Origin of the sequence: Hyphomonas sediminis (genome assembly GCF_019679475.1) — a bacterium.
In the GTDB taxonomy this organism is placed as follows: Bacteria; Pseudomonadota; Alphaproteobacteria; order Caulobacterales; family Hyphomonadaceae; genus Hyphomonas; species Hyphomonas sediminis.
In genome coordinates, this window is record NZ_JAIEZP010000001.1 from 2,155,014 (window position 1) to 2,176,701 (window position 21,688).

Below are 21,688 nucleotides of genomic sequence, written 5' to 3' on the forward strand. Positions count from 1 at the left end.
AGCACCTATTGCTAATAGCGAGCCGGCCTCCGCAGGCAGATAGTTGCCTCAAACATAAGAATAAAACCGGGAGGAACGTTATGAATTATCTGAAGAAGGTACTCATGGTGTCTGCGGCGTCTCTCGCCGTGGCGGGTATGTCGCATGCAGACCAGCAGCCGCTAGAAGAACGTCTCGCCGCGCTCGAAAGCATGGTCGCGGAACTGAAAGCCGAGCTCGCTGCCGAGCGTGCCAGGAGTGACGCCGATATCGTCCGTATAGAGACGCAGATCGCCGCGACGCCCGCTGCCGCGCCTGAGGCGCCCACAAAGAAAGACGGCTTCATGGTTGGCGACACGACCGTGAAAGTCGGTGGCATTCTGGATTTTGATGCCCACATGACCCATCTCGACAGCGGCGCCATCGCCTCGGGCAGTATCGCGCGGGATTTCTACATTCCCGGCGCCACGCCTGTCGGCGGCGACAGCACTACCTTCAGCGACTTCACCGCAGAATCCTCCCGCTTCTTCATCAGCGCGGCGACCCCCTGGGGCGACAGCGAAGTGAAGGCACATCTGGAGCTTGATTTCCTCGGTTCCGCGCAGGGCAACGAACTGGTGACGAACTCCTATTCGCCTCGCCTGCGACGCGCTTACGTCACCTATGGCAACTGGCTCGCCGGTCAGGAATGGTCCACCTTCCAGAACACGTCTGCAATCCCGGAAAGCGCGAGCTTCCTGATCCCGTCGGACGGGATGGTCTTCGTCCGACAGCCGCAGATCCGCTACACCAATGGCAACTGGCAGTTCGCGCTGGAAAACTCCAACACGCCAACCATCACTTCGGGCGATCAGGATACCAACACGCTGCCCGATGCGGTCGTCCGCTACAACTGGAAGGGCGCCTACGGCAATGTTTCGCTCGCCGGTCTTGGCCGTCAGCTGCGCATGGAAGTGCCCGGCATCGAAGAGGAAACATTCGGCTACGGCCTCTCCCTCTCCGGCCAGCTCAAAGTTGGCGAGCGCGACGATATCCGCTTCAATCTTGCCGGCGGTGAAGGCATCGGGCGCTATATCGGCCTGGCCGCAGGCCGTGAAGCCGCGCTCAGCCCCACTGGCGATCTTGAGGCCATCCCGTCCTATGGCGGCCTCATTGCCTGGCGCCATCCCTTCGGCGAAACGGCACGTTTCAATATCGGCTATTCCGGCCTCTTCATCGACAACCCCTCCTATGTGGCCGGCACGGCGACCTCGTCGGTCCAGTCGGCTTACGCAGCGGTACTCTGGGATGTCGCGCCCAAGGTGACGCTCGGCGTGGAAGCCATGCACGGCATCCGCGAGCTGGAGAACGGGGCAGATGGGGCGATTAGCCGTTTCACCTTCTCGACAAAGTATGCATTCTGAGAGAAAGGCCTGATCAAAATGCCGGAGGGAATGTCAGCCATGAGCGATCATTCGAAAACGTATCGAGTCCCTGAAGAGTTTGCGAAGAACGCAAACCTGACCCCAGAGAAGTACCGGGAGATGTACGCTGCGTCCATCGCGGACCCCGTTGCCTTCTGGGGCGAGCAGGGCAAACGACTTGACTGGATCAAGCCCTATTCGATTGTGAAAGATGTCTCTTGGGAAACCGGAGACCTCCATGTGCGCTGGTATTCCGATGGCGTGCTCAACGTCACGGAAAACTGCATCGATCGTCACCTTGAGCAGCGCGGCGATAAGGCCGCCTTCGTCTGGGAGGGCGACGCGCCGGGCGAAAGCCACACGGTCACCTATCGTGAGCTGCACACTGCCGTCTGCAAATTTGCAAACGTGCTGAAGAAGCTCGGCGTGAAGAAAGGCGACCGTGTCACCATCTACATGCCCATGATCCTTGAAGCGGCCTACGCGATGCTCGCCTGCGCGCGCGTCGGCGCGGTTCACTCGGTCGTCTTTGGTGGATTCTCGCCGGAATCGCTTGCGGGCCGCATCGTCGATTGCGGCTCTGAAGTGATCATCACGGCCGATGAAGGCGTTCGCGGTGGCCGCAAGGTTCCGCTGAAGGTGAACGCCGACAAGGCTGCCCAGCTTTCTGAGGGCGTCGTCAAGAAGATGCTCGTCGTCAAGCGTACGGGCGGCGATGTGGCGATGCAGGAAGGCCGCGATGTCTGGCTGCATGAAGCCGCTGCAGATGTCTCCACGGATTGCCCGCCGGAGCCGATGAATGCGGAAGACCCGCTGTTCATTCTGTATACGTCCGGTTCCACCGGTAAGCCCAAGGGCGTGCTTCACACAACCGGCGGCTATCTGCTCTGGGCCTCGATGACGCATGAATACGTCTTCGACCTGAAGGAAAACGATGTCTTCTGGTGCTCGGCGGATGTCGGCTGGGTCACCGGCCACACCTACATCGTCTACGGGCCGCTCGCCAACGGCGCCACCAGCGTCATGTTTGAAGGCATCCCGACCTATCCGGACGCCAGCCGCTTCTGGCAGGTGTGCGACAAGCATCAGGTTACGATCTTCTACACCGCGCCCACCGCAATCCGCGCCCTGATGCGGGAAGGCGAAGAGCCGGTGAACAAGACTTCGCGTAAATCCATCCGCCTGCTGGGCACGGTGGGCGAGCCCATCAACCCCGAAGCCTGGGAATGGTATTTCCATGTTGTCGGCGAGACGCGCTGCCCCATCGTAGATACGTGGTGGCAGACTGAAACCGGCGGCACACTCATCGTTCCGCTGCCGAACACGACCGACATGAAACCCGGCGCCGGGTCGCACCCCTTCTTTGGCGTCAAGCCGATCCTGGTGGACGCAGAAGGCAAGGAACTGCACGGCGCCGCCGATGGAAATCTCCTCATCACGGATAGCTGGCCCGGCCAGATGCGTACCGTGTACGGAGACCACCAGCGCTTTGTGGAAACCTATTTCACGGCCTATCCGGGCATGTATTTCACGGGTGACGGCTGCCGCCGCGATGAAGACGGGTTCTACTGGATCACCGGCCGTGTGGACGATGTGATTAACGTCTCCGGTCACCGCATGGGCACAGCCGAAGTCGAAAGCGCGCTTGTCAGCCATGACGCCGTCGCGGAGGCCGCCGTGGTCGGCTATCCGCACGACATCAAGGGGCAGGGCATCTACGCCTATGTCACTCTGCGTGCGGGCTGCGAAGCCGATGAAGCGCTCCGCAAGAACCTCGTCCAGCACGTCCGCAACGAGATCGGCCCTATTGCCTCGCCCGATCTGATCCAGTTCGCGCCCGGCCTGCCGAAAACCCGTTCGGGCAAGATCATGCGCCGCATCCTGCGCAAGATCGCTGAAAACGAGTTCTCGAATCTTGGCGATACATCGACCCTGGCTGAGCCCGAAGTGGTGAAAGACCTGATCGACAACCGTCAGAACAAGTAATTCGGACGCGGCCATAAAAGCTTTATTATCCCTGTTGTGGGCATAAGCTGACCACTTGTGCCTGCTTGGGGAGCCTTATGGCCGCGCCGAAAGTCTCGATCGTTATGCCCGCCTACAAGGCTGCGGACTTCATCGGTCTGGCGGTCAAAAGCGTGCTGGCGCAGACGCTGACCGACTGGGAACTGATCATCGTCGACGATTGTTCGCCCGACGATACCGGCGCCGCAGCGCTCGCCGCTGCCGGCGGTGACCCGCGTGTCCGTCTGGTCCGCGCCGATCAGAATGGCGGCGTCGCGCGTGCGCGCAATCTCGGCAATGCGCAGGCCCAGGGCGACTGGATCGCCGTGCTCGATTCAGATGATGCCTTCGAACCTGCGCGCCTCGAAACCCTTGTCGCTATCGCTGAGAAAAACGCCCTCGATCTGATTGCGGACGATATGATCCTCGTCCCCTTCGAGAACAGTGCGCAGGACGGCCCGAGCTTCCTCGGCGGCGTCGGCGATTCGCTCCGCCCCATTGATCTCGCCGCATGGCTTGAGGGCAATAAGGCCGAGTCGAAAAGTCCGATCCTCGGCTATCTGAAACCCATCGTCCGCCGCGCCTTCCTTCAGGCGCATCAGGTTGCCTATCTGCCGGATCTGAAAGTCGCGGAAGACTGCTGGTTCGTCGCGGATTTCCTGGCCAGCGGCGCCAGGTTCGCCGTCCATCCCGCGCCGCTTTACCGCTACGCCATCCGCCCGGCCTCTCTCTCGCGCACGCGCGGCCACAACGTCTTCTCCATGCAACGTCCGGTCTACGCCCCGTTCCTGGAGCGCCACAGCGCCCGCCTCAGCGAGGCCGACCGCCGCGCCGTTCAGCGCCATGAGGCCGCTCTGAAGGACGCAGAAGCCTTTGAAGGCTTCGTCCTGTCCCTGCGCGCGAAGAAGCTGCCCGAAGCCTTCGGCTGGTTCGCCGGCCGCCCGCAAGCGCTGCGCTTCCTCGCCAAGCCTGTTGGTGTGCGTCTCGAGCGCCTCGCTTCGCGTTTCGGCTATCGCGCGCGTGTTCGCGTCGGCTAGATCGCTGGCAGGTCCACGGTAAACCGCGCGCCGCCTTCGGTCTTGTTCGTCGCGTGCACGTCCCCCCGATGGGTCGCCACGATCTGCTTCACGATGGAAAGGCCGAGCCCGGAATTGTTGCCGAATGCCGTTCCCTTGGGGCGGTCCGTGTAGAAGCGGTTGAAGATCGTCTCCAGCTTGTCGGGCGGAATGCCAGGGCCGGAATCTTCCACGATGATACGCGCAATCGTGCGCGACCCGTTATTTGTCTGCTCCAGCCGCACTTCCACTTTCGATCCCGGCGGCGAGAAGGAGCGTGCATTGTCGATCAGGTTGCGCAGCACCTGTCCGAGTGGTCCCTCGCGGCCCCGCACCAGCAGGCGCGCGCCCATTGTGGCGTCGGTAAACGCCACATGCACCGCCTGCGCGCCGTCCGACAGCCCCTCATATGTGTGCACCACATCGCGCACGAAGCGGGCGATGTCGATCGTCTCGCTCGGCAGGCGCGTCATCTCCGCTTCAAGGCGGGAGGCGTTGGAAATATCCGTAATCAGACGGTCCAGCCGCTTCACATCAGACGCAATCACGGCCCGCAGGCGCGCCGCTGCATCCGGGTCCTGAACCCGCTCCAGCGTTTCCACCGCCGAGCGGATGGAGGTCAGAGGGTTCTTCAGCTCATGCGCCACATCGGCGGCAAACTGTTCGTTGGCCTCAATCCGCTCGATCAGCGCTTCGGTCATCGAGGTGAGCGAGCTTGCCAGGTCGCCGATCTCGTCGTTCCGGCGGGTCAGCTGAGGAATGTCCATCCGCGCGGAAGAGCCTGCCCGGATGCGGTCCGCTGCTATAGCAAGGCGCCGCATGGGGCGCGCAATCCCGATCGTCAGCAGGATGGAGGTCACAAACGCCACCAGAACAGCCACACCCACAAACGGGATCAGCGCCACGCGTTCGGCGCGGATGATCTCGTCGATGTCGCTGCCTTCCACCACCAGCACGCCGACAACGGCTGAAACGCGCTGGATCGGCATGGAAACGGAAATCACGCGCTGTCCGCGGTCGGAGAAGCGTTGGCTCGCGGCCTGCTCGCCAAGGGCGGCAGCTTTGAATTCCTCTTCGAAACTCTGCGTCTGCAGCGCTTCGGAGCTGCGCCGGGGCGAAAAGACGCCGAACACATCGCCGGCCCATTCGGAAAGGTCGCGTCCCGTCCGTGCGATCCAGCTCGGTTCTTTCAGCGGCGGCAGCGCGGAAACGTCTACCATGTCCGAAAGGAAATAGCTGTCGGCCACCATTTCGCCGGTGGGGGTATAGATTCGCGCGCGGATACGTTCGGGCAGGTTCAGCCGGGCAATCGCCAGGCGCGCCGCTTCCGGGTTCAGGGCCGGTTCCGGCGTTGTCGCATCATCCGAAAGCAGGCCGGAGAATACCTGCGCCTGTGCGATCAGGTCCTGCTTCTTGGAAGAAACGAAGCCCGCCCTCATCTCGTTGAGCACCATCGCGCCCACGATCAGGATGGCGAGCCCCGCAAGGTTCGAGGCAAAGATCAGCCGCGCAATGCGCGAGCCGAGAAGGGTAGGGCCGCGCCGCTGGCTTCTCCGGCGAGATGGATTGGTCTCCGCCATCGCTTGTCCGCGTCCCCGCCCAGGATCAGGCGTCGGCGGCCACCCGCATCGTCACGATACGGTCAGGGTTGCGCGGCGGCTCGCCCTTGGCCAGCTGGTCGATCACATCCATTCCTTCGGTCACCTTGCCCCAAACCGTGTACTGGCGGTCGAGGAAGCGGGCGTCATCGAAGCAGATGAAGAACTGGCTGTTTGCCGAGTGCGGCGCCGAGGTGCGTGCCATCGAGCAGGTGCCGCGCACGTGCGGCTCGGTGTTGAATTCGGCTTTCAGGTCCGGCTTCTTGGAGCCGCCCATGCCGGTGCCCTTGGGGCAACCGGTTTGAGCCATGAAGCCCGCGATCACACGGTGGAAAACAATATTGTCGTAAAACCCCTCACGGGCGAGTTCCTTGATCCGCGCGACATGGTTCGGCGCGAGGTCTGGGCGCAATTCAATGGTGACGTTGCCCTTGGAGGTTTCAAGGAGGAGCGTATTTTCTGGGTCGGACATCTTTTTCTTTCCTGGCTGGGCCGTCGCTGGCAATCTGGCTATTCAATCGCAGCACTGGCGGCAAGCGCTACCTGCATGTATTGTTAGGCCATTCTGGTCCCGCTGACGAGGATAACCGTGGCGCCTCTGCTAGGCACAGTTCTGGCGTTCGTTCTGGGCGGTCTTGGCCTGCTCCATCTGATATGGGCTGCCGGGCTCTCCTTTCCATTCCCGAATGAGCAGTCGCTGGCGCGCTCGGTTGTCGGCCGAAGGGGTATCACGCGCCTTCCATCTCATGCGTCTGTGGCGCTTTTGGGGGTGCTGCTGCTGGGGGGAGGCGCCGCAGCGGTCATCATGGGGCATTTTGAAGATGCCTTTCCCCCCCTGAAATACCTGCTGGTGCCGGTGGGCCTTTTCCTGTCGGGCGTCTTCTTCATCCGCGCGGTCGTGGGCGTTCTCCCGGCGTTCGAGCGGGCCGCGCCGGAACAGCCCTACCTGACGCTCAATCGCCGCCTCTATTCGCCGCTCTGCTTCCTCATCGGGTTGGCATTCCTGGCGCTGACATTCTCGCTGCCCAACTGGAGCTGGCGCCTCGCGCAGGTGTTCGGCTAGGCCGGCGCCATTTCCGCCAGCAGGTCTTCAGCGCAGCGCCCATCCGCGCCGCGCGCTTTCATCATCCCGGCAAAGTTCCAGTGGTTCAATGGCGCGATGATCGTCTGGTCCGCCTGCCGCCAGGCCCGGTGCACACCGCCGCCAGTCAGATAGCCCACCGTCTTGACGTGATCGGACCGATCGCGTGCCTCTGCTACCGCGTCCACATGCAGCATGAAACTCGCCGCTGCGGGCCGCGGCTGCCAGAAGGCAAAGGGCGGGGCGGGCTTGGCCACCGGGTCGGCCCCGATCAGCAATACATCCCGGTCCAGCCGCCGCGCCACGCGCAGCGCGCCGTCGGCCCCCCAGCTATGCCCGATCAGCGCCAGCGGGTGTCCTTCAGACAAAACCCGGCGCGCCATGTCGAGCGCGCCGGGTATCCGGTAGTGCGGAAAGTATCGAACAAAGCGGCCTTGCGGCTCCACCAGCTTGCGGCGCGCTTCGGCATAGGACAGCACAAGGCGTGAAGCCTCGTCCGCCGCGCCGCCGATATAAAGCTCTGCGGGCGGTTTATTCGGTGTAGCGGTAGCCGACGCCATACAGGGTTTCGATCGCATCAAACTCGTCAGTCACTTCACGGAACTTCTTGCGAAGGCGCTTGATATGGCTGTCGATGGTGCGGTCATCCACATAGATCTGGTCGTCATAGGCAGCGTCCATCAGCTGGTCGCGGCTTTTGACATAGCCTGGGCGGGCGGCCAGCGCCTGCAGGATCAGGAACTCGGTCACCGTCAGGCGAACCGGTTTGCCGTCCCAGGTGCAGGCATGGCGGTTGGGGTCCAGCACCAGCTTGCCGCGAACGATTGGCTTCACGTCGCCTTCTTCCGGCGTTGCCGAAACGCCGCGCGAGCGGCGCAGGACAGCCTTCACGCGCTCGGCCAGCAGGCGGTTGGAGCAGGGTTTGCGCACGAAGTCGTCGGCGCCGATATTGAAGCCGATCACTTCGTCGATCTCTTCGTCCTTGGACGTGAGGAAGATCACCGGCAGTTCGGAAGTCTGGCGCAGGCGGCGCAGCAGTTCCATGCCGTCCATCTTCGGCATCTTGATGTCGAGGATGGCGATGTCGGGCGGGGAGTCGGTCAGCGCGGTCAGCGCCGATTCGCCATCATGATAGGCGCGCACCTGATACCCTTCGGCTTCGAAGAACATCTTGAGCGAAGCCACGATGTTTTCGTCGTCGTCAACGAGTGCCAGTGTCGTCATATCCTTGTCCTTCGCATCGGTCCGGTGTGCCAAGGGGTGTTCAATCACAGCTCGCGTCATTTCAAAAGCCCTCCTTGCGGTGTCCTCAAGGAAAACAACGGACTGGGGCGGTCGATTGCTTACATTACGGCAGTTTCACGATTCATTGCGGCAATGCCTGCCGCAATTGTGAATAACGGGTTGCATGTGTGGCGCGCTTGGGGCGCTTCAGTCGCGGGCCATGGCTTCCACGATCGGCGTCAGCTCCGCGCGTGCAACCTGATAAGCCTCAGTGCCGACCGAGGGCACATACCGTTCGGTGATCTCTTCCAGATACCGCTCGTCGCCATCCGCGCAGATACACACGGCACGTTTCGGGGCGTCCTGCTGGGCTAGCCAGCGCAGCGCGCCAAGGATCACCCCGGCGCTGGAAAGGCCGGAATAGGCAATTCCGTGCTCTTCAAACAGGGTGAAGGCCGCCAGCACGGAGGCTTCGTCCACGCGCAGCATCGCCGGGTCAGGAGTCACATCGGCAAAGGCGGAGCGCCGCTGGCTGCCATAGCCGGGCACTTTCAGCTTGGCATTTTTGCCGGCATCGCCCGGCTCCATGAAGGCGCAGGAGGCTGCCGGCTCCACCAGGAACAATTCCGTAGGCAGCTTTTTCTTGCGCAGGTAATCGGTAAAGCCGCGTGCCGTGCCGCCCGAGGAAGACGTTGTGAAACACGCGTCAAACGGGCCTTCCGCGAATACTTCCGGCGCCGTCCACAGTTCATGGGAGGCCGGGTTCCGGAAGTTTTCATACTGGTTGAGGAAGGTGTGGCCCTCGCGCTCGGCAATCTCGCGGGCAACGCGGATGCGCGCGCTGTTCCCGCATTCGCCCGGCGCCGCGTCTGCAATCACCAGCGTCGCGCCTGCGCGCTTGATGCCGTCGGCATTGAAGCGGCTGATCGTGGGAGAGGAGACGATGACCGCGCCAATGCCCATCCGCTCGCAGATGCACGCCAGCGCATATCCGTAATTGCCGGACGAGGCGTCGACCACAGAGCGCACCGGGCCATTGTCCTCAATCGCCTTGGCCAGAATGTACCAGGCAACGCGGTCCTTGATGGAGCCAAATTCGTTGAGGCGCTCTTCCTTCAGGAACAACTCGTGCCGGTGTCCGTTGAGTGTCAGTTCAACGCGCGCCAGTGGCGTATTGCCAATCTTGAAGGGGCATTCGGCGAGATCGGTTTGGGCTGGCATAATCCTGCCTTGCTCGGGTCTGTTTCAATGCTGCGCAGGGCTAGCAGGCAGGGGCGGAGAGGGAAATGCCATATGTGCATGTTTCGGCGGATAAGTTGGCGCAGGTCAGATGCGCATCAGCCATCGGCGTGGATAAGCGCGCGCTTGTCCACCGGTCCCGCTGCAAGGCTTCTGCCGCAAATGCAGGTGCTCGCCCCGTTTGCGGCGGCGTCTTATCCGCCGGGGTTCATCCTTGCGATAGCCTGACCTCGGGTTGAGGAGTTTCCCCGGCCCAGGATCCGTGCAGTCTCCCGGAGAGGAGGATCGTTCACGGCTGCCAAACTGCGGATGGGATGGCCACGGGACGCCGGGGACACACCTACCAACACACAACTACACACCGTCCCCGGACAAACAGGGCCACGCCCATCCGCAGGACCTCCCAGAGAAGAAAAACCGGAAGGGGCGCCCCTGTCCGGCTTCGAGTGTTGCCGGTTACGGGTCGAGCCGCACAGCGCCTTGCGCGGCGTTGCCCACATGCGCGGCGTAGACCTTCAGGGCACGGCTCACCTTGCGCGGGCGATCTTCCACCGGCTTCCAGGCTTTGTCGCCCTTGGCTTCCATCGCTGCGCGGCGCGCGGCGAATACGTCTTCGGAAACCTTCGCATTGATCGTGCGGTTTGGGATGTCGATCTCGATGAGGTCGCCTTCCTCGATCAGGCCGATCAGGCCGCCTTCGGCCGCTTCCGGGCTGACATGGCCGATGGAGAGGCCCGACGTGCCGCCAGAGAAACGGCCATCCGTGATCAGAGCACATGCCTTGCCCAGCCGCATCGATTTCAGATACGAGGTCGGGTAGAGCATTTCCTGCATACCGGGGCCGCCGCGCGGGCCTTCATAGCGCACGATCACGACATCGCCCGCTTTCACTTCCTTGCCAAGGATGCGCTTGCACGCCTCGTCCTGGCTTTCGCAGACGATTGCCGGGCCGGAGAATTTCAGGATGCTGTCATCCACGCCGGCGGTCTTCACCACGCAGCCCTGCTCGGCAATGTTGCCGAAGAGAACTGCCAGCCCGCCATCCTGCGAGAAAGCATGCTTGGCAGACCGGATAACGCCTTTCTCACGATCCGTATCCAGATCTTTATAGCGGCGTGTCTGGCTAAACGCCTGCGTCGTGCGCACGCCGCCGGGCGCCGCCATGAAGAATTCCTGCACTTCAGGATTGTTGGTGGTCGCAATGTCCCACTGGCTGAGCGCCTCGCCCAGCGTATCGGAGTGGATGGTGCGCACCGAGGTGTCGAGCTTGCCCGCCCGGTCGAGCTCGCCCAGGATGCCGTAGATGCCGCCTGCGCGGTGCACGTCTTCCATGTGCACATTGTGCACCGCCGGGGCGACCTTGCAGAGGCAGGGCGTCACGCGGCTGAGGCGGTCGATGTCGTCCATCGTGAAGTCCACCTCGCCCTCGCGCGCCATGGCGAGCAGGTGGAGGATGGTGTTGGTCGATCCGCCCATCGAGATGTCGAGCGTCATGGCGTTCTCGAACGCCGCCTTGGTGGCGATGCCGCGCGCGGAGACGGAGGTGTCGCCCTGCTCGTAATAGATCTTGGTCAGCTCCACGATGCGGCGCCCGGCCTGGCGGAACAGCCGTTCGCGGTCGCCATGGGTTGCCAGCGTCGAGCCATTGCCCGGCAGGGCAAGGCCGAGGGCTTCGGCAAGGCAGTTCATGGAGTTCGCCGTAAACATGCCCGAGCACGATCCGCAGGTCGGGCAGGCATTCTTCTCGAACTCGTCGACCTCGGCGTCGGTCCGGTCCGGGTTGGCCGCCTCGATCATCGCGTCGATCAGGTCCACCGCGCGCAGCTCGCCATCGACATTCACCTTGCCCGCTTCCATCGGCCCGCCAGAGACGAACACAACCGGAATATCAAGGCGCAGCGCGGCCATCATCATGCCGGGGGTGATCTTGTCGCAATTGGAGATGCACACCATCGCGTCGGCGCAATGGGCGTTGACCATGTATTCCACGCTGTCGGCGATCACTTCGCGTGAGGGCAGGGAATAGAGCATCCCGTCATGGCCCATGGCGATGCCGTCATCCACCGCGATGGTGTTGAATTCCTTGGCCACGCCGCCAGCCGCGACGATCTCGCCCGCCACCAGCTGGCCCAGATCCTTAAGGTGCACGTGGCCGGGCACGAACTGGGTGAACGAGTTTACCACCGCAATGATGGGCTTGCCGAAATCGCTGTCCGTCATGCCCGTTGCGCGCCAGAGGCCGCGGGCGCCGGCCATGTTGCGGCCGTGGGTGGAAGTACGCGAACGGTAGGGGATCATCGTTTCAGTCTCGTCTTTTCCGCAAAATTTTGCCTTCCGGGGCGGAAATGGGACCGGAAAGCGGTGAATTCACCCGCTCTTTAGCAGCTGCGGGAAAGATTGGAATGGGCCAGATAGTGGTTGGGGCGGGTTGTAGCATCCTTGGGGAGACAGATTACAGAGGGTTGGAGTCCGTCTTCCCGGTTTCGCCGCAGGCGAAGACCGGGACCCAGAGGGCGTCTCGGCACTCAGCCTGATTGGAAAGTCGGCAAGGCTGGGTCCCGGTCTTCGCGGACTTCGTCCCCGAAACCGGGAAGACGGAAAAATAGAGGGCAGCCGATCTTCAGAAAACGGACAGGGCAGATATTCCACCCGCCCTCTCTAATGCGCCGCCGCCCAGTTCCCCGCCGCCTTCGCCTCCACCACCAGCGGCACGGACAGCTTCAGCGAAGGCCCATCGGCTGCCGCCATTGTCTTCTGCACCAGCGCAACCAGCTTTTCGGCTTCCTTCTCCGGGCATTCGAACACGAGTTCGTCATGCACCTGCAGCAGCATCTTCGCTTTCAGCCCGGCGCTCTCCAGCGCTTCGGGCATCCGGATCATCGCCCGTTTGATGATGTCGGCGGCTGAGCCCTGGATCGGCGCGTTGATGGCCTGCCGCTCGGCAAAGGCGCGCGCTGGCCCTTTGGTCTTGATGTCGGGCAGGTGGATCTTCCGGCCAAAGGCGGTGCGCACAAATCCGGTCTCGCGCGCAAACTCCTTGGTTTCGTCCATATACTGACGAATGCCGGGGAAGCGCTCGAAATAGGTCTTGATATACTGGTTCGCCTCGCTCGCTGGAATGCCCAGCTGGCGGCCAAGGCCAAAGCCGGAGATGCCATAGATGATGCCGAAATTGATCGCCTTGGCCTGCCGGCGCACCATCGGGTCCATGCCTTCAATCGGCACGCCGAACATCTCGCTCGCCGTCATCGCGTGAATGTCTAGGCCATCCTTGAACGCCTGTTTCAGCGCCGGAATGTCCGCCATATGCGCCAGGATGCGCAGCTCGATCTGCGAATAGTCAGCCGAGACGAGCACATTGCCCTCCTCGGCGATGAACGCTTCGCGGATCTTGCGGCCTTCTTCTGTCCGCACAGGGATGTTCTGCAGGTTCGGGTCGGTTGAGGACAGCCGCCCCGTCTGCGCCCCCGCCATCATGTAGCTGGTGTGCACCCGGCCCGTCTTTTTGTTGATCGCCGCCTGCAATGCCTCGGTATAGGTCGAACGCAGTTTCGACAGCATCCGCCAGTCGACGATGGTGCGCGGCAGCTCATGCCCTTCGGCGGCAAGGCCCTCCAGCACATCGCCATCGGTCACCCACGCGCCTGTCTTGGTCTTCTTCCCGCCGGGCAGGTTCATTTCGTCAAACAGGATCTCGCCCAGCTGTTTGGGGGAAGCGATGTTGAAGCTCCGGCCCGCCTGCTCATGCGCTTCTGCCTCCAGCGCGGCCATGCGCTGGTTGAAGTCTGCCGACAGGCGCGACAGCATCTGCCGGTCCACCTTGATGCCCGCTTGTTCCATGTCCGCCAGCACCGGCACCAGCGGCCGCTCCAGCGTCTCGTAAACGGTCGTCACTTGCTCCGTGCGCAGGCGCGGCTTGAGCAGTTGCCAGAGGCGCAGGGTCACATCGGCATCTTCGGCCGCATATTCGGTTGCCTTGTCGAGCGCCACCTGCGCGAAGGTTTTCTGGTTCTTCCCGCTGCCTGCCACATCCTTGAAGGTGATCGGCTTGTGGCCGAGATAGCGCTCGGAAAGCTCGTCCATGCCATGGCTGTGCACGCCGGCATTCATCACGAAGGAAATCAGCATCGTGTCGTCGATGGGCGCCACACGGATCTTGTGCTGCGCAAACACGCTGAGATCGTATTTGATGTTCTGGCCGATCTTCAGCACCGCCGGATCTTCCAGCATCGGACGCAGCACCTTGATCGCCTCATTCAGCTTGATCTGCCGCGGCGGATCGGCGCCAAACATGTCGCTCCCGTCGGTTGGGGCGTCGGGGTCCACATGCGCCAGCGGAATGTAGCAGGCCTCGCCGGGCGCCAGCGCCAGCGACACGCCCACCAGCCCGCCGGAAACGGAATCCAGACTGTCCGTCTCCGTATCAACCGCCACCCAGCCTTGCGTGGTGGCGCGCGCCACCCAGTCTTCCAGCGTCTTCAGGTCTCGAATGCAGGTATAGGCAGATACGTGGAAAGGTTGCGCCTCGGGGGCGGGGGCCTCAATGGCGCCTTCCAGTTCCATCTGCTCGCGCACACGGCGCGTGATCGTGCGGAATTCCATTTCCTCCAGGAAGCCGATCAGGTCTTTCGGCTCGGGGTCCTGCACCGCCAGGTCTTCCACCGGCACAGTCACCGGCACATTGTCCTCCAGCCGCACAAGGCTGCGCGACACGCGGATCTGGTCGGCGAAGTTGATCAGCGTCTCGCGGCGCTTGGGCTGCTTGATCTCTCCGGCGCGCGCCAGCAGCGAGTCCAGGTCGCCATATTCGTTGATCAGCTGCGCCGCTGTCTTGATGCCAATGCCGGGCGCGCCGGGCACATTGTCCACGCTGTCGCCGGCCAGCGATTGCACATCCACAACGCCTTCGGGGCCAACGCCGAATTTCTCGACCACATCGTCCCGGCCCAGAAGCTTGTTCTTCATCGGGTCCAGCATCAGCACCTTGTCGGAAACCAGCTGCATCAGGTCCTTGTCTGAAGAGACGATGGTGACGCGCGCGCCCTTGGCCTCCGCGTGGCGAGCATAGGTCGCGATCAGGTCGTCAGCCTCAAAGCCGGTCAGCTCGATGGCGTGGGCGGCAAAGGCAATCGCCGCGCGCCGCACCAGCGGGAATTGCGGCACCAGCTCCTCGGGCGGGTCGGAGCGGTTGGCCTTGTAGAGGGCATAGAGGTCGTTCCGGAACGTGTTGCCCGATGCGTCGAAGATGCACGCAAAGTGCGTTGGCCGCTCCTTGCCCTTCAGCTCCTCCAGCAGCTTGAACAGCATGTTGCAGAAGCCCGCCACCGCGCCCACCGGCAGGCCGTCAGAGGCGCGCGTCAGCGGGGGCAGGGCATGAAACGCGCGGAACACATAGGCGCTCGCATCGATCAGATAGAGGTGGCTGTCCTGGGTGATGGGCGCCGTGGCCATGTGCGATTCCTTTGTATTTGTTCCCGGTTTAGCCCGCATGGCTGGCGGCGTCACCCGCCAGCACGGAAATCCACCGCGAAGACGCGGAATCCGGCAGCTTTCGAATTCTTAACGGGCGGGCGTCGATTTGGACTTTTCTGTGGCGAGGCCAGTGTGCTACTTTTGCAACATGGAACGTGACCTCGACTTCGAAGAAGCGACGGCTCTCATCCCGGCAGTGCAGAAGCACACGCCGAAAGCGCCGTGGCATTTGGCCCTTATCGGGGCTGCCGCCGTGTTGTGGAGCCTTCTCGGCGTCTTCGATCTGCTGGCCATGGTCACGCACTACGCTCCCTACATGAACCAGATGCCGGAACTCACGCGCGAGTTCATCTATGAGCTGCCCGCCTGGGTGCTGGGCCTGCGGGCGCTGGCCGTTTTCTCCGCGCTGATCGGCGCTGTATGCCTCCTGCGCAAACAGGCCGCCGCCGTCCGCGTCCTCGCCTTCAGCGCGGTCACCACCATCATCGCCTGCGCCTCCACCTTCAGTGAGGGCGTCCCGAATGACCCTGCCGTTCAGGCGGTCTCGGTCTTCATCATCGTCGTGTCCGTGCTGCTGCTCTACTACGCGCAGACCTGGGCCAAGCGCGGCGTCCTGAAATAGCGCCGTTTCAGCCTGCAATTGCTCCTCCCTGAAATTCGCGTAGATTTCCCGGGCGCTGGGGAGGGCGCATTCCATGACCGAAGACACATCCGTAATCGCGCCGCGCACCGGCTGGCATCTCTGGCTCGTCGGCATCCTTGCCATTCTCTGGAACGGCTTTGGCTGCGTCGATTTCACGATGACCATCACGCGCAACGAAGCCTATCTGAAGCCCTATCCGCCCGAGCTGATCGACTACTTCTTCACCATGCCCTGGTGGACCTGGGCGTTGTGGGCTGTTGGCGTCTTCGGCGGGCTGCTCGGCGCAATCACGCTGCTGTTGCGCAGCACATGGGCGGTGAAACTCTTCGCCCTCTCGCTGCTCGCCGCCGTCGCCAGCACGATCAACGGCATGACCGCCACCGACGCGCCGAAGATGGAAGGCGGGGAGTTCTTCCCCTTCGTCATCGTGGGCATCGCGCTGGTCCAGCTCCTCTACGCCTTCTGGCAGATGCGGCGCGGCGTCTTGCGCTGACGCAAATTCGCTCTAGCCTCCCTGTCAAACGATAGGGAGGCCGCCACATGATCAACGAAAAGAACCAGACCTGGGTGCTGCGCAAGCGGCCCGTCGGCGAAGTGCAGGCCGGAGACCTCGAACTGGTCGAAACGCCCCTTGCGCCGCTGGCTGAGGGCGAGGTCCGCGCCAAGACCATCTACCTTTCGCTCGATCCCACAAACCGCATCTGGATGAGCGACATCGACGCCTACCTCCCGCCGGTCCAGATCGGCGACCCGATGCGCGGCGGCGGTCTCAGCGTCATCACCGAAAGCCGCTTTGACGGGCTGGAACCGGGCGACATCGTCAACACCGGCCTCTCCGGCTGGGCGGTCTACAACACGCTGCCCGGCGCCTCGCTGGCCAAGCTCCCCCGGTTGCCCGGTGTGCCGCTCACCGCCTTCATGGGCCCGCTCGGCGCCACCGGAATGACCGCATATTTCGGCCTGATGGACATCGGCAAGCCCAAGGCTGGCGAAACCGTCGTCGTCTCTGCCGCGGCGGGCGCTGTCGGCTCGATGGTCGGCCAGATCGCCAAGATCCAGGGCTGCCGCGTCGTCGGCATCGCAGGCGGAGCCGACAAATGCCGCTGGCTCACCGAGACCGCCGGCTTCGACGCCGCCATCGACTACAAGAACGAAGATGTCGGCGCCGCCCTCGACAAGCATTGCCCCAATGGCATCGACATCAACTTCGAGAATGTCGGCGGCAAGATCATGGATCAGGTCATCGCCCGCCTGAACGACTTCTCTCGTATGCCCCTCTGCGGCCTCATCTCCACCTACAATGCCACCACGCCAGTCCCCGGCCCCTATAACTTCTCAAACCTCCTGATGCGCCGCACGCTGGTGAAGGGCTTCATCGTCATCGACTATTTCCCCCGCTTCCCGGAGGGGATGCAGCAGATGGCGCAATGGCTGATGGAAGGCCGCCTCAAATACGAGACCGATGTGGTCGAGGGCTTCGAAAACGCCCCCTCCAGCCTCTCGCGCCTGTTTGAAGGCAAAAATCTGGGCAAACTCGTCGTCCAGGTGAGCCCTGAGCCCCTCTGACGCGCTGGTTCAGCTTGCGTTCAGTTTTCCGGCAAGCATACTTCCGGAGGGCTGACTGCAAGGGGATAGGATATGGGACTCTGGAATGTGCACGCGCGGGCCATGCTGGCTGGCGCCGCGCTGGTCAGCGCTTCGGCGTGCACCACGGCAGATTGGGAAGCCGTCGCCACGGGCCTCAGCATGGCCGCCGAAGAGATGTCCGTCACGCTCACCCAAACGCCCGCTTATGGCTGCAATTACAATTCCCAGGGCTATGCGGTGTGCGATGATACCGGCGATGGCTTTGCCGACCGGTACGCCGATCCCAGCTGGGATTATGTGCCCAACTATTACGCAGGCCCGGTCGTCCGCGTGAACGATTATGGTGAAGCCTATCAGTATGATGGTGGCTGCGATTGCTGGCATCGCGAGCCGTCGCTCGACACCTACCCGAAATAAGACGCAGCATTTCCGGGCAGGTCGCGCGTTCGTGAGCGTGGCCGCCCGCTCGCCGCTTGCGCTGAGCGCCGGGCGCTGCTCTTATGCTCGCCGGAACCAATCTGTGGGGAGAACGCGGGTTGCAGGTGCAGCGTCTGTTAGCAGTGGCACTCTTCCTGGCCGCCAGCTGGGCCGGCAAGGTTTTTGCTCAGCCTACCGTCGAAGATGTTCCGCTCAAGGACTGGGCCGTTGGCATTCTGGCGGCAGACTGGCGCGATGGTCAGGGCGACCCGATCGACGCCTTCGAAAATGCCCGCCGCGATCTGGCCAGGGCTTTCGCCGATGTCGGCTTCAGCTCAGAGAACATCACCCATATGTCGCTGCGCCCGCGCGAGTTTGGCGGTTTCTCGCTCAGCTCACGCGAAGTGTTCGATGCTTTCGGCAAACAGGCTGCGTCGGCCACGGCAGGCTGCCTGTTCTATTTTACGTCCCATGGCATGCCGGAGGGCGGCTTGGTCATGGGCAGGGAAGGCGTGCTCAGCCCGGATCAGCTCAACGGCCTTGTCGGGCAATGGTGTGGGGAGCGGCCCACGGTCGTCGTCGTCTCTGCCTGTTATTCGGGCGTCTTCGTCCCGGCCCTTGCCGCGCCCAACCGGATGATCCTCACCGCCGCGCGTCCCGACCGGTCTTCCTTCGGCTGCGGCGCTGGCATGATTTACCCTGTGTTCGATAATTGCGTCCTGGATTCGCTTCCGGATGCGGATGATTTCGTCCACCTTGCCAGCCTGACGCGGCAATGCGTTGCCTTCCGCGAGCGGCAGGAGCGCCTGTGGCCGCCGTCAGAGCCGCAGGCGTCTCTGGGCGATGCGGTGGAAGACCTGTTCATCTTCCTGAACTTCGATCACCCGGGGCCCGCGCCCTGAAGAGCCGGTCAGCCTGCGGACAAAGCCGCGAAGCCTGCCTCCAGGTCTGCCTTCAGGTCGCCCGGCGCTTCCAGGCCCACATGCACGCGCATCAGCTGGCCATCCTTGGCGGCCGTCCAGTCGCCCGGCAGGCGCGTCAGCTGCTCGTCGCAGGGAATAATCAGGCTTTCGAAGCCGCCCCAGGAAAAGCCCATGCCAAACAGCGTCAGCGCGTCGAAGAAGCGAATCTGGGCCTCTTGCGAATAAGGCTTCAGCACGAAGGAAAACAGGCCGTTGGAGCCGGTGAAGTCGCGCTTCCAGATCGCATGATCGGGGTGGGAGGGCAGGGCCGGATGGATCACGCCAGCCACCTCCGGTCGCGTCTCCAGCCAGCGGGCGATTTCCAGTCCCGCGGCTTCGTGCGCTTTCAGGCGGGTCTTTAGCGTACGCAGGCCGCGCACCGCCAGATAGGCGTCGTCCGGCGCCAGCGTAATGCCCCAATCTTCTGAGGTCGCAGCAAGTTTTACTGCCAGCCCGCCATCATTTGTGGCCGCGGCGCCGGCAAAGGCGTCGGCGTGGCCCACCACATATTTGGTCAGCGCCTGCACAGTGATGTCCGCGCCCAGCGCCAGCGGCTTGTAGTGCAGCCCGGCGCCCCATGTGTTGTCGCAGACGATGCGGATGCCGCGCTTGTGGGCCACTTCGGCAATTGCGGGCAGGTCGGAAATTTCGAAGGTGAGGGAGCCGGGGGATTCCAGGACAATCGCCGCGGTGTTGTCGCGGAACAGGGCTTCGATCCCCGCGCCGATGCGCGGGTCAAACCGGTCGGCGGCCACGCCCATCTTCTTCAGGCGCTCCTCGCAGAAGCGCGCCGTCGGGCCATACAGGCTATCCGTGAACAGAAGATGGTCGCCCGCTTCCACAACGCTCGCGATGGCCAGCGCGCAGGCCTGCAGGCCGTTTCCGGCAAGGCGCGCAAAGCGGGCGCCTTCCAGCACGCGGAAGCCTTCTTCAAGTTCGCGGTGAACCGTCAGGCCCATCCGGCCATAGGTCGGCTTGGGGCCGTACAGCGCTTCTTCGGTGCGGAACAGAACGGTGGAGGCGCGCTCCACCGGCGGGTTCACGGTCACCCGGCCCAGCCGGTCCTTGCGCGTATGGATAAGGCGGGTTTCAGGCTCTGCGCCGTCCTTCGCGCTCATACCTCACCCCGCACAATCGGGCGGGCAGGATCTGAGGCCCATTCGGTCCACGAGCCGTCAAAAACGGCGACATCCCAATTGCCAAGGCGCGCATAGGCCAGCGCCGCGACGCACGCCATCACGCCCGATCCACAGGTCGTCACCGTCGGTTGCGCCCGGCCCGGCAGGATTGCCTTCAGCTCCTCTGCGGACTTCATCTTTCCGCCAGTGTCGTAAAGCTGTGATCCCGGCACATTTACGCTGCCGGGAATATGCCCGGTCGGCAGGCCCTCGCGCGGTTCCGGCGCGCGCCCGAAATATCGGTCTTCGGGTCGGGCATCTACGATCTGCGTCTTGCCTGTGCCCACCAGCTGCTCAAGGCTGCGCGCATCCATCAGCAGGTCGCTGCGCACGCGCGGGGTAAAGTGGCGCTCGCTCGGCGGTGTCGGCAGGTCTTCTACTTCGCCGCCCGCTTCGATCCATGCCTGCAGGCCGCCATCGAGAACTTTCACATCCTTATGGCCCATCACGCGCAGCATCCACCAGGCGCGCGCACTGGCAGCGAACTTGTTGCGGTCATAGATGATCATGCGGTTTCCATCGCCAATGCCCAGCTTGCGTACGCGGGCGGAAAACTTCACCGCGTCCGGCATCATGTGGGGATAAGGGGAGCCGGTGTCGGCAATGTCATCAATGTCGAAATAGACAGACCGCGGAATATGTTCGCGCTTCCACGCTTCGCGCGCCGTGATCTCGGACTTGATCCAGGGCACAAACCAGGTCGCGTCCACCACGCGCACATCCGGCGCGGTGATATTCTCCCGCAGCCATTCTGCGCTGACGAGGGGATCTTCGGCGTCGCTCATCACTTGGTCTCCATCCATGGCGGAACAGGCAGGCCTTTCGAGCGCAGGAATTCCGGATTGTAAAGTTTGGTCTGGTAGCGGTTTCCATAGTCGCAAAGGATGGTGACGATGGTGTGCCCCGGCCCCAGTTCCTTGGCGAGGCGCACGGCGCCCGCGATGTTCACGCCGCTGGAGCCGCCAAGGCAAAGGCCTTCCTGCTCCACAAGGTCGAACAGGTAGCCCAGCGCTTCGTCATCATTGATGCGGTAGGCCTTGTCCACGTCGATGCCTTCAAGGTTGGCGGTGATCCGTCCCTGTCCGATGCCTTCGGTGATGGAGGTGCCTTCGGCTTTCAGTTCGCCCGTCGTGTAATACGAAAACAGCGATGCGCCGCCGGGGTCAGCCAGGCCGATGGTGATCTTGCTGTTGCGCTCCTTCAGGCCCAGCGAAATCCCGCCCAGCGTGCCGCCCGAACCGACGGCGCAGATGAACCCGTCCAGCTTGCCGCCGGTCTGCTCCCAGATTTCCCGCGCAGTCGTGTCGTAATGGGCCCGGCGGTTTGCCTGGTTGTCGAACTGGTTTGCCCAGATCGCGCCATTGGCCTCGCTCGCTGCCAGCTCTTCGGCCAGCCGCCCGGAATAGCGCACATAATTGTTGGGGTTGGCGTAGGGTACCGCGTCCACTTCGATCAGCTCGGCGCCGAGCAGGCGGATCGCGTCCTTCTTCTCCTGGCTCTGGGTGCGCGGCATCACGATCACCACGCGGTAGCCAAGTGCCTTGCCGACGAGGGCCAGGCCGATGCCGGTATTGCCCGCTGTGCCTTCCACGATCGTCCCGCCCGGCTTCAGCGCGCCGGAGGCTTCCGCCTCGCGGATGATGCCCAGTGCGGGCCGGTCTTTTACCGATTGCCCCGGATTGAGGAATTCGCACTTGCCCAGGATTTCACATCCGGTCTCCTCCGAAGCCCGGTTGAGGCGGAGAAGGGGGGTATTGCCTATGAGGTCGATGACGGACCGGTGAATGGTCATGGGAACAAGTCGCTTGTCTCAGAGTTGTTTTGATGGGCGGCAGGCTACGACCCC

Annotated in this window: 19 protein-coding genes; 9 read left to right on the plus strand and 10 right to left on the minus strand. The window is 63.0% G+C overall.

Annotated elements, in window-relative coordinates; translation table 11 throughout:
* The first annotated feature begins 80 nt into the window (after positions 1-80).
* The 3 genes from K1X12_RS10780 (at position 81) to K1X12_RS10790 (ending at position 4,423) form a co-directional block, all read left to right on the plus strand.
* Positions 81-1,382 carry a DcaP family trimeric outer membrane transporter gene (locus tag K1X12_RS10780; protein ID WP_220987597.1) on the plus strand — a complete coding sequence of 434 codons (1,302 nt, stop codon included), beginning with the start codon at positions 81-83 and terminating at the stop codon, positions 1,380-1,382.
* Positions 1,383-1,421: 39 nt separating this feature from the next.
* Positions 1,422-3,368 (plus strand): acetate--CoA ligase, encoded by a 1,947-nt coding sequence (acs, locus tag K1X12_RS10785; RefSeq protein ID WP_220987598.1) that lies wholly within the window; start codon positions 1,422-1,424, stop codon positions 3,366-3,368.
* 77 nt (positions 3,369-3,445) lie between these two features.
* Positions 3,446-4,423 carry a glycosyltransferase family 2 protein gene (locus K1X12_RS10790; protein ID WP_220987599.1) on the plus strand — a complete coding sequence of 326 codons (978 nt, stop codon included), beginning with the start codon at positions 3,446-3,448 and terminating at the stop codon, positions 4,421-4,423.
* On the opposite strand, the gene K1X12_RS10795 is transcribed toward K1X12_RS10790, so the two are convergent.
* Positions 4,420-6,021: a stimulus-sensing domain-containing protein gene (locus K1X12_RS10795; RefSeq protein ID WP_220987600.1), complete on the minus strand. Its 1,602-nt coding sequence runs from the start codon at positions 6,019-6,021 to the stop codon at positions 4,420-4,422. The genes K1X12_RS10790 and K1X12_RS10795 overlap by 4 nt on opposite strands.
* A 25-nt stretch (positions 6,022-6,046) precedes the next feature.
* Positions 6,047-6,511, minus strand: coding sequence for a peptidylprolyl isomerase (locus K1X12_RS10800; RefSeq protein WP_220987601.1), 465 nt, complete (start codon positions 6,509-6,511; stop codon positions 6,047-6,049).
* A 117-nt stretch (positions 6,512-6,628) separates the two neighbouring features.
* Here K1X12_RS10800 and K1X12_RS10805 point away from each other — a divergent pair, with 117 nt between their 5' ends.
* Entirely contained in the window at positions 6,629-7,102 is a 474-nt protein-coding gene (locus tag K1X12_RS10805; RefSeq protein WP_220987602.1) for a DUF3995 domain-containing protein, read from the plus strand.
* On the opposite strand, the gene K1X12_RS10810 is transcribed toward K1X12_RS10805, so the two are convergent.
* The 5 genes from K1X12_RS10810 to polA form a co-directional block, all read right to left on the minus strand.
* On the minus strand, positions 7,099-7,680 hold the full coding sequence (locus K1X12_RS10810; RefSeq protein ID WP_220987603.1) for a hypothetical protein: 582 nt from the start codon (positions 7,678-7,680) through the stop codon (positions 7,099-7,101). The two genes, K1X12_RS10805 and K1X12_RS10810, sit on opposite strands and share 4 nt — an antisense overlap.
* On the minus strand, positions 7,652-8,344 hold the full coding sequence (locus K1X12_RS10815) for a response regulator transcription factor (protein ID WP_220988865.1): 693 nt from the start codon (positions 8,342-8,344) through the stop codon (positions 7,652-7,654). Before K1X12_RS10815 ends, K1X12_RS10810 begins: the two co-directional genes overlap by 29 nt.
* Positions 8,345-8,551: 207 nt before the next feature.
* Positions 8,552-9,565 carry a pyridoxal-phosphate dependent enzyme gene (locus K1X12_RS10820; RefSeq protein WP_220987604.1) on the minus strand — a complete coding sequence of 338 codons (1,014 nt, stop codon included), beginning with the start codon at positions 9,563-9,565 and terminating at the stop codon, positions 8,552-8,554.
* Between the two features lie 474 nt (positions 9,566-10,039).
* A complete protein-coding gene (gene ilvD, locus K1X12_RS10825; RefSeq protein WP_220987605.1) occupies positions 10,040-11,881 on the minus strand; it encodes a dihydroxy-acid dehydratase in 1,842 nt (613 codons plus the stop codon).
* Positions 11,882-12,241: 360 nt separating this feature from the next.
* Complete coding sequence (gene polA / locus K1X12_RS10830) at positions 12,242-15,034, minus strand: DNA polymerase I (RefSeq protein WP_220987606.1); 2,793 nt, start codon at positions 15,032-15,034, stop codon at positions 12,242-12,244.
* 169 nt (positions 15,035-15,203) lie between these two features.
* On the opposite strand from polA, the gene K1X12_RS10835 reads away from it, so the two are divergent.
* The 5 genes from K1X12_RS10835 (at position 15,204) to K1X12_RS10855 (ending at position 18,604) form a co-directional block, all read left to right on the plus strand.
* Positions 15,204-15,677, plus strand: a complete 474-nt coding sequence (locus tag K1X12_RS10835) for a hypothetical protein (RefSeq protein WP_220987607.1) — start codon at positions 15,204-15,206, stop codon at positions 15,675-15,677.
* A gap of 73 nt (positions 15,678-15,750) precedes the next feature.
* Positions 15,751-16,191, plus strand: coding sequence for a hypothetical protein (locus K1X12_RS10840; protein WP_220987608.1), 441 nt, complete (start codon positions 15,751-15,753; stop codon positions 16,189-16,191).
* A gap of 47 nt (positions 16,192-16,238) precedes the next feature.
* Positions 16,239-17,264, plus strand: a complete 1,026-nt coding sequence (locus K1X12_RS10845) for an NADP-dependent oxidoreductase (protein WP_220987609.1) — start codon at positions 16,239-16,241, stop codon at positions 17,262-17,264.
* 72 nt (positions 17,265-17,336) lie between these two features.
* A complete protein-coding gene (locus tag K1X12_RS10850) occupies positions 17,337-17,702 on the plus strand; it encodes a hypothetical protein (RefSeq protein WP_220987610.1) in 366 nt (121 codons plus the stop codon).
* Positions 17,703-17,827: 125 nt separating this feature from the next.
* Entirely contained in the window at positions 17,828-18,604 is a 777-nt protein-coding gene (locus tag K1X12_RS10855; RefSeq protein ID WP_220987611.1) for a C13 family peptidase, read from the plus strand.
* 8 nt (positions 18,605-18,612) lie between these two features.
* Here the strand turns inward: K1X12_RS10855 and metC are convergent, their stop codons facing one another.
* Genes metC through K1X12_RS10870 form a run of 3 tightly spaced genes read right to left on the minus strand, consistent with a single transcriptional unit; the run spans position 18,613 to position 21,634 of the window.
* On the minus strand, positions 18,613-19,782 hold the full coding sequence (gene metC / locus K1X12_RS10860; RefSeq protein ID WP_220987612.1) for a cystathionine beta-lyase: 1,170 nt from the start codon (positions 19,780-19,782) through the stop codon (positions 18,613-18,615).
* Positions 19,779-20,627 (minus strand): sulfurtransferase, encoded by an 849-nt coding sequence (locus K1X12_RS10865; protein ID WP_220987613.1) that lies wholly within the window; start codon positions 20,625-20,627, stop codon positions 19,779-19,781. The genes metC and K1X12_RS10865 overlap by 4 nt, the downstream gene beginning before the upstream one ends.
* Positions 20,627-21,634 (minus strand): cysteine synthase A, encoded by a 1,008-nt coding sequence (locus K1X12_RS10870; protein WP_220987614.1) that lies wholly within the window; start codon positions 21,632-21,634, stop codon positions 20,627-20,629. Before K1X12_RS10870 ends, K1X12_RS10865 begins: the two co-directional genes overlap by 1 nt.
* Positions 21,635-21,688 lie beyond the last annotated feature (54 nt).